Source organism: Pseudonocardia petroleophila, from assembly GCF_014235185.1.
GTDB lineage: Bacteria > Actinomycetota > Actinomycetes > Mycobacteriales > Pseudonocardiaceae > Pseudonocardia > Pseudonocardia petroleophila.
The window spans coordinates 162,649-177,349 of sequence record NZ_CP060131.1; the positions used below are offsets into that span (position 1 = coordinate 162,649).

The 14,701-nt window shown below is 74.0% G+C and carries 15 protein-coding genes and 1 pseudogene; 10 read left to right on the plus strand and 6 right to left on the minus strand.

Annotated features, from left to right (window positions below):
* Positions 1-38 precede the first annotated feature (38 nt).
* Both H6H00_RS00760 and H6H00_RS00765 read left to right on the plus strand, forming a co-directional pair.
* Positions 39-845, plus strand: a complete 807-nt coding sequence (locus tag H6H00_RS00760; RefSeq protein ID WP_185719477.1) for an IclR family transcriptional regulator — start codon at positions 39-41, stop codon at positions 843-845.
* A 30-nt stretch (positions 846-875) separates the two neighbouring features.
* Positions 876-1,205, plus strand: coding sequence for a tetratricopeptide repeat protein (locus H6H00_RS00765; protein ID WP_185719478.1), 330 nt, complete (start codon positions 876-878; stop codon positions 1,203-1,205).
* Between the two features lie 10 nt (positions 1,206-1,215).
* Here the strand turns inward: H6H00_RS00765 and H6H00_RS00770 are convergent, their stop codons facing one another.
* Entirely contained in the window at positions 1,216-1,422 is a 207-nt protein-coding gene (locus H6H00_RS00770; RefSeq protein WP_185719479.1) for a hypothetical protein, read from the minus strand.
* A 165-nt stretch (positions 1,423-1,587) separates the two neighbouring features.
* Here H6H00_RS00770 and H6H00_RS00775 point away from each other — a divergent pair, with 165 nt between their 5' ends.
* Positions 1,588-1,911 (plus strand): putative quinol monooxygenase, encoded by a 324-nt coding sequence (locus H6H00_RS00775; protein ID WP_185719480.1) that lies wholly within the window; start codon positions 1,588-1,590, stop codon positions 1,909-1,911.
* On the opposite strand, the gene H6H00_RS00780 is transcribed toward H6H00_RS00775, so the two are convergent.
* Together H6H00_RS00780 and H6H00_RS00785 are read right to left on the minus strand one after the other, a co-directional pair.
* Positions 1,903-2,913 carry a TerC family protein gene (locus H6H00_RS00780; protein ID WP_185719481.1) on the minus strand — a complete coding sequence of 337 codons (1,011 nt, stop codon included), beginning with the start codon at positions 2,911-2,913 and terminating at the stop codon, positions 1,903-1,905. The genes H6H00_RS00775 and H6H00_RS00780 overlap by 9 nt on opposite strands.
* Before the next feature lie 39 nt (positions 2,914-2,952).
* On the minus strand, positions 2,953-3,810 hold the full coding sequence (locus H6H00_RS00785; protein ID WP_379540063.1) for an SCO6745 family protein: 858 nt from the start codon (positions 3,808-3,810) through the stop codon (positions 2,953-2,955).
* Between the two features lie 92 nt (positions 3,811-3,902).
* Between H6H00_RS00785 and H6H00_RS31725 the strand changes: the two genes are divergently transcribed.
* Genes H6H00_RS31725 through H6H00_RS00795 form a run of 3 tightly spaced genes read left to right on the plus strand, consistent with a single transcriptional unit; the run spans position 3,903 to position 6,308 of the window.
* A complete protein-coding gene (locus tag H6H00_RS31725) occupies positions 3,903-4,205 on the plus strand; it encodes a hypothetical protein (protein WP_255425503.1) in 303 nt (100 codons plus the stop codon).
* The gene (locus H6H00_RS00790) at positions 4,198-5,463 is read left to right on the plus strand and encodes a cupin domain-containing protein (protein WP_255425504.1); all 1,266 of its coding nucleotides are present in this window, start codon (positions 4,198-4,200) and stop codon (positions 5,461-5,463) included. Before H6H00_RS31725 ends, H6H00_RS00790 begins: the two co-directional genes overlap by 8 nt.
* Positions 5,460-6,308 (plus strand): ferredoxin family protein, encoded by an 849-nt coding sequence (locus tag H6H00_RS00795; RefSeq protein ID WP_185719483.1) that lies wholly within the window; start codon positions 5,460-5,462, stop codon positions 6,306-6,308. The genes H6H00_RS00790 and H6H00_RS00795 overlap by 4 nt, the downstream gene beginning before the upstream one ends.
* 4 nt (positions 6,309-6,312) lie before the next feature.
* On the opposite strand, the gene H6H00_RS00800 is transcribed toward H6H00_RS00795, so the two are convergent.
* Positions 6,313-7,437: an App1 family protein phosphatidate phosphatase gene (locus H6H00_RS00800; protein ID WP_185719484.1), complete on the minus strand. Its 1,125-nt coding sequence runs from the start codon at positions 7,435-7,437 to the stop codon at positions 6,313-6,315.
* A 35-nt stretch (positions 7,438-7,472) separates the two neighbouring features.
* On the opposite strand from H6H00_RS00800, the gene H6H00_RS00805 reads away from it, so the two are divergent.
* Positions 7,473-8,126: an HAD-IA family hydrolase gene (locus tag H6H00_RS00805; protein WP_185719485.1), complete on the plus strand. Its 654-nt coding sequence runs from the start codon at positions 7,473-7,475 to the stop codon at positions 8,124-8,126.
* A gap of 6 nt (positions 8,127-8,132) precedes the next feature.
* Here H6H00_RS00805 and glpK (H6H00_RS00810) read toward each other — a convergent pair whose 3' ends face one another.
* Entirely contained in the window at positions 8,133-9,629 is a 1,497-nt protein-coding gene (gene glpK / locus H6H00_RS00810; protein WP_185719486.1) for a glycerol kinase GlpK, read from the minus strand.
* On the minus strand, positions 9,626-10,390 hold the full coding sequence (locus tag H6H00_RS00815; RefSeq protein WP_185719487.1) for an IclR family transcriptional regulator: 765 nt from the start codon (positions 10,388-10,390) through the stop codon (positions 9,626-9,628). Before H6H00_RS00815 ends, glpK (H6H00_RS00810) begins: the two co-directional genes overlap by 4 nt.
* A gap of 158 nt (positions 10,391-10,548) precedes the next feature.
* On the opposite strand from H6H00_RS00815, the gene H6H00_RS00820 reads away from it, so the two are divergent.
* The 3 genes and pseudogenes from H6H00_RS00820 to H6H00_RS00830 all read left to right on the plus strand — a co-directional run bounded on the left by H6H00_RS00820 (position 10,549) and on the right by H6H00_RS00830 (position 14,648).
* Positions 10,549-11,358: an MIP/aquaporin family protein gene (locus H6H00_RS00820; RefSeq protein WP_185719488.1), complete on the plus strand. Its 810-nt coding sequence runs from the start codon at positions 10,549-10,551 to the stop codon at positions 11,356-11,358.
* Between the two features lie 19 nt (positions 11,359-11,377).
* Positions 11,378-12,897, plus strand: a pseudogene (glpK, locus tag H6H00_RS00825) (glycerol kinase GlpK).
* A gap of 41 nt (positions 12,898-12,938) precedes the next feature.
* The gene (locus H6H00_RS00830; RefSeq protein ID WP_185719489.1) at positions 12,939-14,648 is read left to right on the plus strand and encodes a glycerol-3-phosphate dehydrogenase/oxidase; all 1,710 of its coding nucleotides are present in this window, start codon (positions 12,939-12,941) and stop codon (positions 14,646-14,648) included.
* The last annotated feature ends 53 nt before the right edge of the window (positions 14,649-14,701 follow it).

Genomic DNA, 14,701 nt, shown 5'->3' on the forward strand with positions numbered 1-14,701 from the left:
GGCGGTGCACGTCTCGACGCGGAGAGTGGGCGGACCGGATGGGCGCTGATACGGACCTCGGAGCACCGTCGAAGCTGGGCAGAGCCCTGCAGCTGCTCGCCGCGTTCCGGCCCGGCGACGCGGAACTGAGCCTGGCCGAGCTGTCCCGGCGCACGCAGCTCCCGAAGGCGACCGCCCACCGGCTGCTCGGGGAGCTCGCCGCGTGGAACCTCGTGGAACGCACCGACACCGGGCACCGCCTCGGGGTGCGGCTCTTCGAGCTCGGGGCGCTGGCGCCGCTGCAACACCGGCTCCGCGAGGCCGCAGGCCCGTCCCTCGCCGACCTCTTCGAGAGCACGCGCAACACCGTGCACCTGGCCGTGCTCGACGGCACCGACGCCGTGTACGTCCACAAGCTCGGCAGCCGGCACGGGCCGGTGGTGTCGTCGCGGCTCGGCGGGCGGATGCCGGCGTACTGCACCGGGGTCGGCAAGGCGCTCCTCGCGCACTCCTCCCCCACCGCCGTGCAGCACTTGCTCGGCCGCCCCCTGCACCGGCGGACCCCGCGCACGATCGTCGCGCCCGGGCTCGTGCTGCGCGAGCTCCGCGCGGTGCACGAGCGGGGCTTCGCCGTGGAGCACGAGGAGTCCTCCCGCGGCATCGCGTGCGTGGCCGCACCGGTGCTGGACCGCCACCGGCGGGCGGTCGCCGCCGTCTCGGTCACGGGATGGGCGCACCTGATCGACGTGGCCCGCCTGGGCCCGGCGGTGCACGCGGCCGCGCTCGGCATCGCCCGCTCGCTGCACCAGCACGACGCAGCGGGGAATACCGGGGCCCCCGATCGCGCTCACACCCTCGCCGGTTGAGTGTTCCACGATCTGGACAGGAGGGTCGCCATGACCACCACCCGCACCCCGCCCGGGGCCGTGTTCGCCCACGCCCACGGGCTGTTCGACTCCGGTGAGTTCCTCGCCGCGGCCGCGCTGCTGGCGGAGCTGGCCACGGAGTACCCCGACGACCTCGCCGTGCGCCTGCTGCTGGCCCGCGCCTACTACCACTCCGCGCAGCTGCACCGCGCGGAGTCCGAGACGCGCGCCGTGCTCGCCGCCGACCCCGAGAACGCCTACGCCTACCTCCTGCTCGGACGCACCCTGCAGCGCCGGAGCCGGCACGCCGAGGCCGGTGGCCCGCTGCGGATGGCCGCGGCCATGGGGCTCGCCGCCTGACCCGACCAGGTCAGTCGCAGCCTGCGGTCCGGGCCGGGCACTCCTCGCGGCGGGAGCCGCAGGAGCACCGGCCCGCGGCACGGTCGTACAGGCCCGCCAACAGGGCCGCGAGCGGGTCGTCCGCGCCGGCCTCGAGGTGGCCGGCCCGGGCCGCCTCGACCAGCAGGTCGTCGGCGAACACCGGCTCGGGCTCCGTGCGCCGAGGATCGTCGACCATCGCGCTCCGCCTCCCGGCCCGGGTCCTGGACGCCGCACCGGCGCTCGGCCGTGCGCGGACTGCGTAACGACACGATAACGCCGGGTGCCGTCGGCCGCAGGACGGGTCCGGTGGGGCCACCGCCCCGCCGGGCCCGCGCGGGCACCGCGCGGCTACGGTCGGATCATGAGCGATCCGAGCGGCCGCGTCGGCCGGTACGTCCGGATGACGGCCCGGCCGGGGCAGGGTGCGGCACTCGCCGAGACCCTGCTGCGCGTGGCCGACGGCCTGCGCGGAGCCCCCGGCTGCGAGCTGTACGTGATCAACACCTCGCCCGACGAGGACGACGTCGTGTGGGTCACCGAGGTGTGGGCCGACGAGGAGGCCTCCGACCGCGCGCTGTCCGGCGAGCTGGGCGAGGTCGGCATCGGCGACGTCCTGGAACTGCTGGCCGGGCCGCCGGAGCTGGTGGACCTCACCCCGCTCGGCGGCGCCGGCCTGTCACGCTGACGCCTGCTGGTCGTCCTTCTTCTTCGAGGCCTTGAGCGACCCCGGGTGCGCCTTGGCGGTCGGGTCGCCCTTCGTCTTGATCAGGCTCGCGACCGTGACGACGACCAGCACCACGAGGATCACCACGAGGCTGACGGGCGTCGAGATCTCCGGGACCGCCGGGTCGATGTCGACGTGGGCCCAGTGCAGGATCAGCTTCACGCCGATGAACGCGAGGATGACCGCGAGGCCGGCGGAGAGGTAGACGAGCCGGTCGAGCAGGCCCTTGACCAAGAAGAACAGGGCCCGCAGGCCGAGCAGCGCGAACGCGTTCGCCGCGAAGACGATGTAGGGCTCCTCGGTGACGCCGAAGACCGCGGGGATCGAGTCGAGGGCGAAGAGCAGGTCGATGCTGCCGATCGCGATGAGCACGATGAACAGCGGCGTGACCATCCGCCTGCCGTCCACGCGGACGACCAGCTTCCCCTCGACGTACTCCTCGGTGACGGGCAGCAGGCGGCGCGCGGCCTTGACGACGCCGTTGTCCTCGATGTCGGGGTCCTCGTCGCGGTGCCGGAACAGCTGCACGGCCGTGAAGATCAGCAGCAGTCCGAAGATCAGGAACATGAACGAGAACAGCGACAGCAGCGTGGCGCCCAGCGCGATGAAGATCGCCCGCATGACCAGTGCGAGCACGATGCCGAACGTCAGCACCTTGTGCTGGTGCTCCTCGGGCACGGCGAACGTCGTCATGATGATCACGAAGACGAACAGGTTGTCGACCGACAGGCTCTTCTCGACGATGTAGCCCGCGAAGTACTGCGTGCCGAAGTCGCCGCCGTAGCTCGCCATGAACCACAGGCCGAAGGCGATCGCGACGGCGATGTAGAACACCGACCACGCGGTGGCCTCGCGGAACCCGACCTTGTGCGGGCGGACCGCGGCCAGGATCAGGTCGAGGGCGAGCAGCCCGACGACCAACCCGATCGTCACGGCCCAGGTCAGACCGGTGATCTCCAGCACGACATCCTCCATTACCGAGCCTTTACCCGATCGGGGAATCTACCGCGTCCCGGCGAAGACGCCATCCGGGAAGCAGCCCGCGGCGAGCAGGGCGCGCACCAGCACGCCGCCGATGTCGCCGAGCCGGGCCGCGCCCTCGGCGCCGAGGTGGTCCCACGGGCCCGCCCCGAGCCGGTTGGTGTCGTCCTCGATCGTCCCGCGCAGGGCGTCCCCGCCGTCGGTGAGCGCGCCGTCCGCGGTGAGCAGGCCGCGGTCGGCCAGACCGGCGACCGCGCCGTCCCACTGCTCCTGCGACCAGCCGCGGCTGGCCATCGCGAACGGCGTGACGAACCCGCGACCGGTGGCGGTGTAGGTGACGAGCGCCTCCAGCCCGGACAGCCCGGCGCCGAGCAGCATCGCGACGTGGCCGTCGCCGCGGTGCTCGCGCAGGATGCTCAGCGCGTGCCAGAGCACGAGGTGCGGGGCGGTGGGCCACTCCAGGTCGAGGTGCCCGGCCGCCAGCGGGCGACCGTCGACGGTGCAGGACTCGGCGGCCCGGCGGGCCAGCGCGGCGGCCTCGGCCACCTCCAGCGATCCGACGACCTCCTCGCCCAGCATCCGGCGCAGCGCGGCGTCGGCGGCGGCGAACCGGGCCGCGACCAGGGACTCCGGGCTCGCGAGCGTCCAGGCGTCGGGGATGCTGCGGGCCACCAGCGTCGGGCTGAAGTTGTAGAAGGTGGCCGCGACGACCCCGGGCCCGACGGCGCCCATCGGGGCGGCGCGACCGGCGAAGTAGCTCATCCGACCCGGCTTCAGCCCGGCCGCGGTGAGCAGCTGCTCCGTCTCCGGGGCGAAGTAGATCATGGCGTGCAGGGGTTCGAGGGCGCGCGCGAGGCGGCCTGAGTCACGGGGTTCCACCGCCGGACCGTACCGGGATGATCGTCAGGCGTGGAGACGGCGCGAACGGGGTAGTCCGCCGCCGACCATCCGATCCCCCCAGGAGGCACCACATGGCACTCGACGACAACGACATCAGCACCACCGACGGCTCCGGCGCCGAGGGCCCGGCCGACTCCGGTGCCGGCCAGGGCACGCCCGGCGTCTCCGACGGCGGCGCGGACGGCGGCGCCGACTCCGGCGCCGAGGGCCCGGCCGACTCCGGCGCGGGCTCCGGCACCCCCGGCGTCTCCGACGGCGGGGCCGACGGCGGCGCCGACTCCGGCGCCGAGGGCCCGGCCGACTCCGGCGCGGGCTCCGGCACCCCCGGCGTCTCCGACGGCGGCGCGGACGGCGGCGCCGACAGCGGTGCGTGAGATCGATCCCGCTCTCGACGCCGGGCGGCCCGCGACGGGCCGCCCGGCGTCGGCACTGCTGCGGGCGACCGGGCTCGACCCGGCCGCCTTCGCGGACGCGCACTGGGGCCGCACCCCGCTGCTGACCCGCGGCGCCGACGCGGAGTCCTTCCGCGACCTCCTCGACCTCGACGGCGTCGACGAGCTGCTGTCGGTCCGCGGCCTGCGCACCCCGTTCCTGCGCCTGGCCCGCAACGGCTCGGTCGTCGGCTCGTCGTCGTTCACCGGACCGGCGGGCGTCGGGGCCGAGATCGGCGACCAGGTGCGCGACGACCGCGTCGCCGCGCTGTTCGGCGACGGCACCACCGTCGTCCTGCAGGCGCTGCACCGCCTGTGGCCGCCGGTGATCGACTTCGCGACGCGGCTCGGCGCCGAGCTCGGGCACCCCGTGCAGGCCAACGCCTACGTCACCCCGGCGTCCTCGCGCGGCTTCTCCGCGCACTACGACGTGCACGACGTGTTCGTCCTGCAGCTCGCCGGGCGCAAGCACTGGACGGTGCACGCCCCCGTCCACGCCGACCCCCTGCGCGACCAGCCGTGGAACGGACGGGCCGACGCCGTCGCCGCGCGCGCCCGCGACGACGAGCCGGTGATCGACACCGTGCTCGAGCCCGGCGACGCGATGTACCTGCCGCGGGGCTGGCTGCACGCCGCCACCGCGCTCGGCGAGGTGTCCGCGCACCTGACCGTCGGCGTGCACGTCGTCACGCGGTTCGCGCTGGTGGAGGCGCTGACGGCGCTGGTCACCGGCGACCCGGCGCTGCGGGCGTCGCTGCCGCTGGGCCTCGACGTCGCCGATCCCGACGCCCTCGCCCCGCACGTCGACGCCGTGCGCGACGCGCTGGTGGCCGCACTGGGCCGGGTGCCGGCCACCGACGTGGCCCGGCGGGTCCGGACCCGGGTGTGGGAGGGCAACCGGCCCGAGCCGGTGCGGCCCGTCGCGGGTGCGGCGTTCGCCGACGGTCTCGCCCCCGGCGACGCCGTCCGGCTGCGGGCGGGTCTGGGGCACCGGGTCGCCGAGCGCGGCGGGAAGGTCGTGCTGGAGCTCGCCGACCGCGAGATCACCCTCCCGGCCGCGACGACGGCGGCGCTGCGCTCGGTGCTCGACGGGGACACCCACGCGGTGGGTAGCCTGCCGGGCATGGACGACGCCGACCAGATCGTGCTGGTGCGCCGGCTGCTCAGGGAGGGCGTGCTCGTCCCGGCCACCCCGGCATGACCCGCTGCGCCGACCTCGCCGCCGACGACTCCCGGGAGGGCACCGCCCCGCCCGGGGACCGCTGGCTGCTGGTGGAGCACCCGGGGCCGTGGGGGCGGGTGGCGTTCGCGCAGTCCGGGCTGCCCGCGGCCGCCGTCGGGGCGATGGACGCCTGGGCGCGCGCGTCGCGCGGCCGGGTGCTGCTGATCCGGCGACCGGGGCGGCGGGCCGGGGACGGGCCGCGGCGCTGGTTCCGCGTCGACTCCCGGCCGGGGCACGAGTCGGTGCGCACGGGCACGGTCGTCGACGACGCCGGGCTCGTCGACGCCGTGACCGCCCCCGGGACCCCGCACGACGATCCGCTGAACCTGGTGTGTGCGCACGGCCGCCACGACGTCTGCTGCGCGGTGCGCGGCCGCCCGCTCGCCGCGGCGCTGGCCGCCGCCGACCCGGACCGCACCTGGGAGTGCTCGCACATCGGCGGCTGCCGCTTCGCCCCCGCGCTCGTCCTGCTCCCCCACGGGTTCGTCCTCGGCGGGATGACGCCGGCCGAGGGCGTGGCGTTCGCGGCGGGCTACGCCGCCGGCCGGATCGACCCCGGGTACCTGCGCGGGCGCTCCACCGATCCGCCCGCCGTGCAGGCCGCGCAGCGCCACGCCCGGCTCCTCACCGGGGAGCACGGCGTCGACGCGCTGCGGCTGGTGGCCGTCGAGGCCCCCGCGCCCGGCCGGTGGCGGGTGGTCCTGGGCGACCCGGACGTGGTGGTCGACCTGGCCGAGCGCCGGGTCGACGCGGGCCGCCCGCTCACCTGCGCGGCCACCGCCCCCGGCTGGCTGCGCGAGTTCGACGTGCTCGGGACGGCGTAGGCGGTCAGCCCAGGTCGGCGCGGACCGCCGCCACCGCGGCGGCGTCGAGCAGGTCGTGCTCCGCGGCGTGCTCGGCGATCTGGATGCTGTCGTCGACCGCCCGCATCGGGACGCCGAGGGCGGTGATCTCGGCCGCGAGGGCGTCGATCTCGTCGTTGCGGCCCAGGTCGAGTCCGGTGACGCGGCGGATGTAGATCGCGGCCACGCGGTCGGGGCACTCCCGCGCGATGTCGGCGTAGATCTCCGGGTCCTCCTGGCCGCTGTCGCCGATCAGGACCAGCCGCAGCTGCGGGTGCTCGTCGAGCAGGCGGCGCACGAGCGCGGGCTTGTGGGCCTGCGCGCCGATCCGGAACAGCCCCGTGTGCGACGGGCCCCAGTCGGTGAGCAGCAGCGGGCCCAGCGGGAAGCCGCGCATCGAGACGAACTGCAGCAGCATCTCGTGCAGGTTCCACGGACTCGTCGACACGTAGAACACGGGCCGCTCGGGCTTGCCGGGCTTGGTCACCAGCGCGCGGTACAGCGCGGCCGCGCCGGGCAGCGGGGTGCGCTCCTCGACGTCGGTGAGCAGGGTGGCCTTGAGGAAGTCCAGCCCGCGGGTGAGCCCGGTGTGCAGGATCGTGTCGTCGACGTCGCTGATCACCCCGACGTCGACGGCCGGGTCGACGAGCAGCACGCGCGCCGTCGCCGTGGACCCGTCGGGGCCGGACAGCGCGATCTCCAGCCAGCCCGGCCGGGCGCCGGTCAGGTCCAGCTCGTGGTCGACGTAGCCGTCGCGGTCGGTGCGGACGACGACGTCGCCGCCGGGGGCGTGGATCGTCACCTCCGTGCGCGGGACCTCGACGGTGAGGAACCGGGCCAGGCTCACCCGCAGCGTCGCGCGGCGCGACCGGGGAGAGGGCGTCGCGTCCCCGACGAGGACGGCGGGCGCCTGCGGTTCGACCGCGTTGCGCCCCAGGACCAGCCGGGCCCCGACCCGCGCCCGTGCGGTGGTCCCGTGCCCGATGAACGGGATGATCACCGGGTGCCGGTGGCCGCCGAGCTTGGCCCCGGTCGCGATCCCCGCCTCGACGACGTCCTCCAGACGCAGTAGTGCGTAGGTGAACTGTCTGCGCCAACTCCGTGCCGTCACCCCGTCACCGTAACGGCCGTGGTTACGCTCGGTCCGTGCGAACCGTGCTCCTCGACCTCGACGGCACCCTCGTCGACTCCGCCGCCCTGATCACCGAGCACCTCTCGGCCGCGCTGCGGACCCTCGGCGTCGACCGGACGCCGCACCAGCTGCTGCCGCTCGTCGGCCCCCCGTTCGAGACCGCGCTGCCCGCGCTCGGGCTCACCGCGGAGCAGACCGCGGCGGCCATCGACGCCTACCGCGGCTCCTACGACGCCGTCGCCGCCACCGAGACCCCGCTGTACCCGGGCACCGTCGCGCTGCTGGAGCGCCTGGGCGGGCTGCGCCTGGCCGTCGCCACGTCGAAACCGGAGCCGGTGGCGCGCCGGATCGTGGAGGGCGTCGGGATCGGCGGGCACTTCGTGCTCGTGGGCGGGGCCGACCAGCCCAACGGGCGGCTCGGCAAGGCGGCCGTCGTCGGGTCGGTGCTGGAGCGGCTGGGGATCGACCCGGCGCGCGAGCCCGTCGTGATGGTCGGCGACCGGCACCACGACGTCGACGGGGCGGCGGCCCACGGCGTCCCCACCGTCGGGGTGGCCTGGGGCTACGCCGGACCGGGCGAGCTGAGCGGGGCGGCGAAGGTCGTCGCGGACGTCGACGCGCTGGTCGACGTGCTGACCGGCGACGCGCACTGGTCCACCCGCCCGTAGGTCCGGTCAGTCGGCCGAGGTCTGGACCCAGCCGTAGCTGCGGTTGACCGCCCGCCCCCAGTTCGCGTGCTCGCGGCGGCGCAGGTCCGGGTCCATCGCGGGCTCCCAGGCCGCGGCGCGGTGCCAGTTGGCGCGCAGCACCTCCACGTCCGACCAGTGCCCCACCGCGAGCCCCGCCGCGTAGGCCGCACCCAGCGACACCGCCTCGGAGCCGAGCGGGCGCTCCACGGGCACGTCGAGGACGTCGGCGACGAACTGCATGAGCAGGTGGTTGGCCGTCATCCCGCCGTCGACCTTGAGCCGGGTGACGGGCAGGCCGGAGTCGAGGTTCATCGCGTCGACGACCTCGCGCGTCTGCCAGCCGGTGGCCTCCAGCACCGCCCGGGCGAGGTGGCCCCGGTTGATGAACGACGTCAGCCCGACCATCACGCCCCGCGCGTCGGGGTGCCAGCGCGGGGAGTACAGCCCGGAGAACGCGGGCACGATGTAGCAGCCCCCGTTGTCCCCGACGGTCTCGGCGAGCGTCTCGATCTGCGCCGCGGTGCCGATCATGCCCAGCGAGTCGCGGAACCACTGCACGAGCGAGCCGGTCATCGCGATCGCGCCCTCCAGCGCGTAGACGGGGCGGTCCCCCAGCAGGTACCCGACCGTCGGGATCAGCCCGTGCGTCGACTCCGCGATCCGCGATCCGGTGTTCATCAGCAGGAACGCGCCCGTGCCGTAGGTGCACTTGGCCTCGCCGGGGGCGAAGCAGGCCTGGCCGACGAGCGCGGCCTGCTGGTCGCCGAGCGCGCCCGCGACCGGCACCCCGGGCAGCACCGTCGAGCAGACGCCGTAGACCTCGGCGTTGGAGCGGATCTCCGGCAGCATCCGGCGCGGCACGTCGAGGACGTCGAGGAGGGCGTCGGACCACTCCAGGCTGCGCAGGTCCATGAGCATCGTGCGGCTGGCGTTGGTGACGTCGGTGACGTGCTCCCCCGTCAGGTTCCAGATCAGCCAGCTCTCCATGGTGCCGAACAGCAGGTCGCCCGCCTCGGCGCCCTCGCGCGCCCCGGGCACGTGGTCGAGGATCCAGCGCAGGCGCGGCCCGGCGAAGTAGGTGGCCGGGGCGAGCCCGCAGACCTCGGTGATCAGCGGGGCGTGCCCGTCCTCGACCAGCCGGGAGACGATCCCGTCGGTGCGGGTGTCCTGCCAGGTGACGGCCCGCGAGATCGGGACGCCGGTGTGCCGGTTCCACACGACGGTGGTCTCGCGCTGGTTGGCGATGCCCAGCCCGACGAGGTCCTCGGGCCCGAGCCCGGCGCTGCGCAGCGCGGCGGGCACGACGCGCTGCACGTTGCGCCAGATCTCCGCGGCGTCGTGCTCGACGAGCCCGGGGGCCGGGTAGTGCTGGCGGTGCTCGCGCTGGGCGACGGCGAGCATGCGGCCGGAGCGGTTGAACAGCAGGCAGCGGGTGGACGTCGTGCCCTGGTCGATCGCGGCGACGACTCGCTCGCCCCTCACGCCGTCCCCTCCACCAGCGACGCGGAGATCTCGCGGGCGGCGGCGACGAGGTGCACCGCCACCGCCGCCCGCAGCTCCCCGCCGAGCCCGAACAGCTCCTCCACCGGCCCGACGACGCCGATCGCCCCGGCCACCAGCCCGCCGCTGCCCCGCAGCGCCGCCGCCGCCCCGCCGACACCGGGCTCGAACTCCCCGCTGTCACCCGCCCACCCGCGCCGCCGCGCCACGGCGAGCTGGGCGTCCAGCGCCGCGACGGTGACGCAGGTGCGGCCGGTGTAACGGGTCAGCGTCAGGTCCCGCGGGGGCGGCGTCGCGACGGGGGCGAACGCGAGCAGGCACTTGCCCAGTGCGGTGGCGTGCAGCGGCTGCTCCTCGCCGGTCCGGATGGACTGCGCCGTGCCGTCGGGGCGGAAGACGTGGTGCACCAGCCGGACCGCGCCCGCGTCGGGCACCCCCAGATGGACGGCGAGCCCGGTGCTGCCGGCCAGCGAGTCGGCCCAGTTCATGGCGCGGGCGCGCAGGTCGTGCCGGTCCCAGCCGCCGCGGCCCAGCTCGCGCAGCGCACCGCCCAGCACGTACCGCGACGACGGGTCCTGCTCGACGAACCCCACCTCGCGCAGCGTGCGGACGATCCCGTGCGCGGTGGGCCGGGGCAGGTCCAGCGCGGCCGCGATCTCGTTGATGCCCAGCGACCGGTGGGTGCTGCCGAGCAGGCGCAGCACCGCCGCCGCGCGCTCGATCGACTGGATGGATCCCGGCATCCCCCCGACCCTAGACCCGCCGCGGGCGGAGTGTGACGTGCGTCCGAACGGCGGTTCGACAATGTCGAACACCGCTCGTTGACCCGCATCGGCGCCGTTCCTAGCGTCCGGAGCCACGGCCTGTCTGTGGGGGCGGCCGACGAGAGAGGACTTCACCGATGAAGAACTCGTACCTGGGTGAGCTGAGTGCCGAGTTCCTCGGCACCATGATCCTCATCCTGTTCGGGACCGGGGTGGTGGCGCAGGTCGTCACGGCCCCCGACGGCAGCCTCGGCGACCACGACTCGATCGCGTGGGCCTGGGGCATCGGCGTCACGCTGGGCGTCTACGTCGCGGCCCGGCTGTCCGGCGCGCACCTCAACCCGGCGGTGACGATCGCGCTCGCCGCGTTCAAGGGCTTCTCGTGGCGCAAGGTGGCGCCGTACGCGCTCGCGCAGACGGCGGGCGCGTTCGTCGCCGCGCTGATCGTGCGCTTCGTGTACTCCGACCTGATCGACAAGGTGGACCCGAACCACACGATCGCGACGCAGGGCATCTTCTCGACGCTGCCCGGCAACGGGGTGGAGGGCGTCGGCGTCGGCACGGCGTTCTTCGACCAGATCGTCGGCACCGCGATCCTGGTGTTCGTCATCTTCGCGCTGACGACGGCGGCCAACAACCCGCCGATGGCGAACCTCGGGCCGGTGGTCGTCGGGCTGCTGGTCGTCGGCATCGGCATGGCGTGGGGCGCCAACGCCGGCTACGCGATCAACCCGGCCCGCGACTTCGGGCCGCGGCTGGCGTCGTTCGTCACCGGGTACACGACGGCGTTCCTCGACCAGAACGGCGATCTGTACTTCTGGTTGCCGATCATCGCGCCGATCATCGGGGGCCTGATCGGCGGGGCGCTGTTCAAGTACATGATCGAGGGGTTCCTGCCGAACGAACCGGAGACCGTCGTGGTGTCCGAGCCCAACCAGAACGCCTGACTCAGCGAGGAGAACAGTGATGGCAGAGTTCGTCGGAGCCGTCGACCAGGGCACCACCAGCACCCGCTTCATGATTTTCGATCACAGCGGCAACGAGGTGGGTCGCCACCAGCTCGAGCACGAGCAGATCCTCCCGCAGGCCGGCTGGGTCGAGCACAACCCCGTCGAGATCTGGGAGCGCACCTCCGCCGTCATCCAGACCGGGCTGAACAAGACCGGGCTGTCGGCGTCGGACCTGGTCGCGCTGGGGATCACCAACCAGCGCGAGACCGCCGTGGTGTGGAACAAGCGCACCGGCCGCCCGCTCTACAACGCGATCGTCTGGCAGGACACCCGCACCGACCGCATCGCCACCGCCCTGGACAAGGACGGCCGCGGCGACGTCATCCGGCAGAAGGCCGGGCTGCCCCCGGCCACGTACTTCTCCGGCGGCAAGATCCAGTGGATCCTGGAGAACGTCGACGGGGCCCGCGAGCTCGCCGAGAGCGGCGACGCGCTCTTCGGCAACACCGACACGTGGCTGATCTGGCAGCTCACCGGTGGCGTGAACGGAGGGGTGCACGTCACCGACCCGACCAACGCCAGCCGCACCATGCTGATGAACCTCGAGACCCTCGACTGGGACGACGAGCTGCTCGGCTTCTTCGGCGTCCCGCGCTCGATGCTCCCGGAGATCAAGCCCAGCTCGTGTCCCGGCGGCTACGGCACGACGCTGACCAACGGCCCGTTCGGCGGCGAGGTGCTGATCACCGGCGACCTCGGCGACCAGCAGGCCGCCACCGTGGGCCAGGTCTGCTTCGCCCCCGGCGAGGCCAAGAACACCTACGGCACCGGCAACTTCATGCTGCTCAACACCGGCACCGAGCTGGTGCGGTCGAAGGCGGGCCTGCTGACGACGGTGGGCTACAAGTTCGGCGACGAGCCCGTCGTCTACTGCCTGGAGGGGTCGATCGCCGTCACCGGCTCGGCCATCCAGTGGCTGCGCGACCAGCTCGGCATCATCTCCGGCGCCTCGGAGAGCGAGACGCTGGCCCGCCAGGTCGAGGACAACGGCGGCGTCTACTTCGTGCCCGCGTTCTCCGGGCTGTTCGCGCCCTACTGGCGATCCGACGCCCGCGGCGCGATCGTCGGCCTGTCGCGCGCTACAACACCAACGCCCACCTGGCCCGGGCCGCGCTGGAGGCGATCTGCTACCAGAGCCGCGACGTCGCCGAGGCGATGGAGAAGGACTCCGGGGTGCACCTGGAGGTGCTCAAGGTCGACGGCGGCGTCACCGCCAACGAGCTGTGCATGCAGATCCAGGCCGACGTGCTCGGCGTGCCGGTCAGCCGGCCCGTCGTCGCGGAGACGACGGCGCTGGGCGCGGCGTACGCGGCCGGGCTCGCCGTGGGCTTCTGGAAGAACACGGACGAGTTGCGTTCCAACTGGAACGAGTCGAAGCAGTGGACGCCGCAGTGGTCGGCGGAACAGCGTGATGCCGGTTACGAGCAGTGGAAGAAGGCCGTCGAGCGGACGTTGGACTGGGTAGACGTGGGCTGAGAGACCCTCGCCCCACGGAAGAACGAACGAAGGGACACACCATGAGATCGGTCGCGCTCTCCCCCGCCGCACGGGAGTCGGCACTGGAGGCGATGGCGTCGACCGAACTCGACGTGCTGGTCGTCGGGGGCGGTGTCGTGGGTGCGGGAAGCGCCCTCGACGCCGCCACCCGGGGCCTGACCGTCGGGCTCGTCGAGGCCCGCGACTTCGCCTCGGGGACGTCGAGCAGGTCGAGCAAGCTCATCCACGGCGGCCTGCGCTACCTGGAGATGCTGGACTTCCGGCTGGTCGCCGAGGCCCTCTCCGAGCGCGGCCTGCTCATCGAGAAGCTGGCCCCGCACCTCATCCGACCGGTGCCGTTCATCTACCCGCTCAAGCACCGCGCGTGGGAGCGGATCTACGCCGGGGCCGGGGTGGCGCTCTACGACGTGCTCGCCCGGGCGTCCGGGCACAGCGCGGGGCTGCCCCTGCACCGTCACCTCACCCGTCGCGGCGCGCGCCGGATCGTGCCGTCGCTGCGCAAGGACGCCCTCGTCGGCGCGCTGCAGTACTACGACGCGCAGGTCGACGACGCCCGGCACACGATGTTCATCGCCCGCACCGCCGCCGCGTACGGCGCGCACGTGGCCACCCGCTCGCGCGTGGTCGGGCTGCTGCGCGAGGGCGAGCGCGTCACCGGGGCCGAGGTCCACGACCTGGAGTCCGGCCGCACGATCAAGGTGCACGCCAAGCAGGTCATCAACGCCACCGGCGTGTGGACCGACGACACCCAGTCGATGGTCGGCGAGCGCGGGCAGTTCAAGGTCCGGGCGAGCAAGGGCATCCACCTGGTCGTGCCGCGCGACCGCATCCAGGGCGACTCGGGGCTGATCCTGCGCACCGAGAAGTCGGTGCTGTTCGTCATCCCGTGGGGACGGCACTGGATCGTCGGCACCACCGACACCGACTGGGACCTCGACAAGGCCCACCCGGCCGCGTCGGCCGCCGACATCGACTACCTGCTCGACCACGTCAACGAGGTGCTGGAGCAGCCGCTCACGCACGCCGACGTGGAGGGCGTCTACGCCGGGCTGCGGCCGCTGCTCTCGGGCGAGTCCGACGCCACGTCGAAGCTGTCGCGCGAGCACGCGGTGGCGCACACCGCGCCGGGGCTCGTCGTCGTCGCCGGGGGGAAGTACACGACCTACCGGATCATGGCCAAGGACGCCGTGGACGCGGCCGTGCACGCGCTCGACGCGAAGGTGCCGAACTCGGTCACCGAGAACGTGCCGCTGCTCGGCGCCGAGGGGTTCACGGCGCTGAAGAACTCCCGCTACGTCCTGGCCGCGCAGTACGGGCTGCACGAGGCCCGGATCGCGCACCTGCTGGCCCGCTACGGCTCGATGATCCACGAGGTGCTCGACCTCGTGGCCGCCGATCCGACGCTGGGCGAGCCGCTCGCCGGCGCCCCGGACTACCTGCGCGCCGAGATCGTCTACGCCGCGCAGTACGAGGGCGCCCGCCACCTGGAGGACGTCCTCGCCCGCCGCACCCGGATCTCGATCGAGACGTTCGACCGGGGCATCGGGTCGGTCGACGAGGCCGCCGCGCTCATCGCCCCGGTGCTGGGGTGGAGCGACGACCAGGTCGCCCGGGAGGTCGAGCACTACCGCAAGCGCGTCGACGCCGAGCGGGAGAGCCAGAAGATGCCCGACGACGAGACCGCCGACTCCGCCCGGATGGGGGCGCCGGAGGTGGTGCCCCTGCGCTGACGCGCTCGTGCGCGGAAACGGCTGCCCCGGCCGCCGTTTCCGCGCACGGGTCG

Excerpts from the sequence above, each read along its gene's own strand:
- H6H00_RS00760 (WP_185719477.1), top strand. The coding sequence starts at position 39 with ATGGGCGCTGATACGGACCTCGGAGCACCGTCGAAGCTGGGCAGAGCC.
- H6H00_RS00765 (WP_185719478.1), top strand. The coding sequence starts at position 876 with ATGACCACCACCCGCACCCCGCCCGGGGCCGTGTTCGCCCACGCCCAC.
- H6H00_RS00770 (WP_185719479.1), bottom strand. The coding sequence starts at position 1,422 with ATGGTCGACGATCCTCGGCGCACGGAGCCCGAGCCGGTGTTCGCCGAC.
- H6H00_RS00775 (WP_185719480.1), top strand. The coding sequence starts at position 1,588 with ATGAGCGATCCGAGCGGCCGCGTCGGCCGGTACGTCCGGATGACGGCC.
- H6H00_RS31725 (WP_255425503.1), top strand. The coding sequence starts at position 3,903 with ATGGCACTCGACGACAACGACATCAGCACCACCGACGGCTCCGGCGCC.
- H6H00_RS00795 (WP_185719483.1), top strand. The coding sequence starts at position 5,460 with ATGACCCGCTGCGCCGACCTCGCCGCCGACGACTCCCGGGAGGGCACC.
- H6H00_RS00815 (WP_185719487.1), bottom strand. The coding sequence starts at position 10,390 with ATGCCGGGATCCATCCAGTCGATCGAGCGCGCGGCGGCGGTGCTGCGC.
- H6H00_RS00820 (WP_185719488.1), top strand. The coding sequence starts at position 10,549 with ATGAAGAACTCGTACCTGGGTGAGCTGAGTGCCGAGTTCCTCGGCACC.
- H6H00_RS00830 (WP_185719489.1), top strand. The coding sequence starts at position 12,939 with ATGAGATCGGTCGCGCTCTCCCCCGCCGCACGGGAGTCGGCACTGGAG.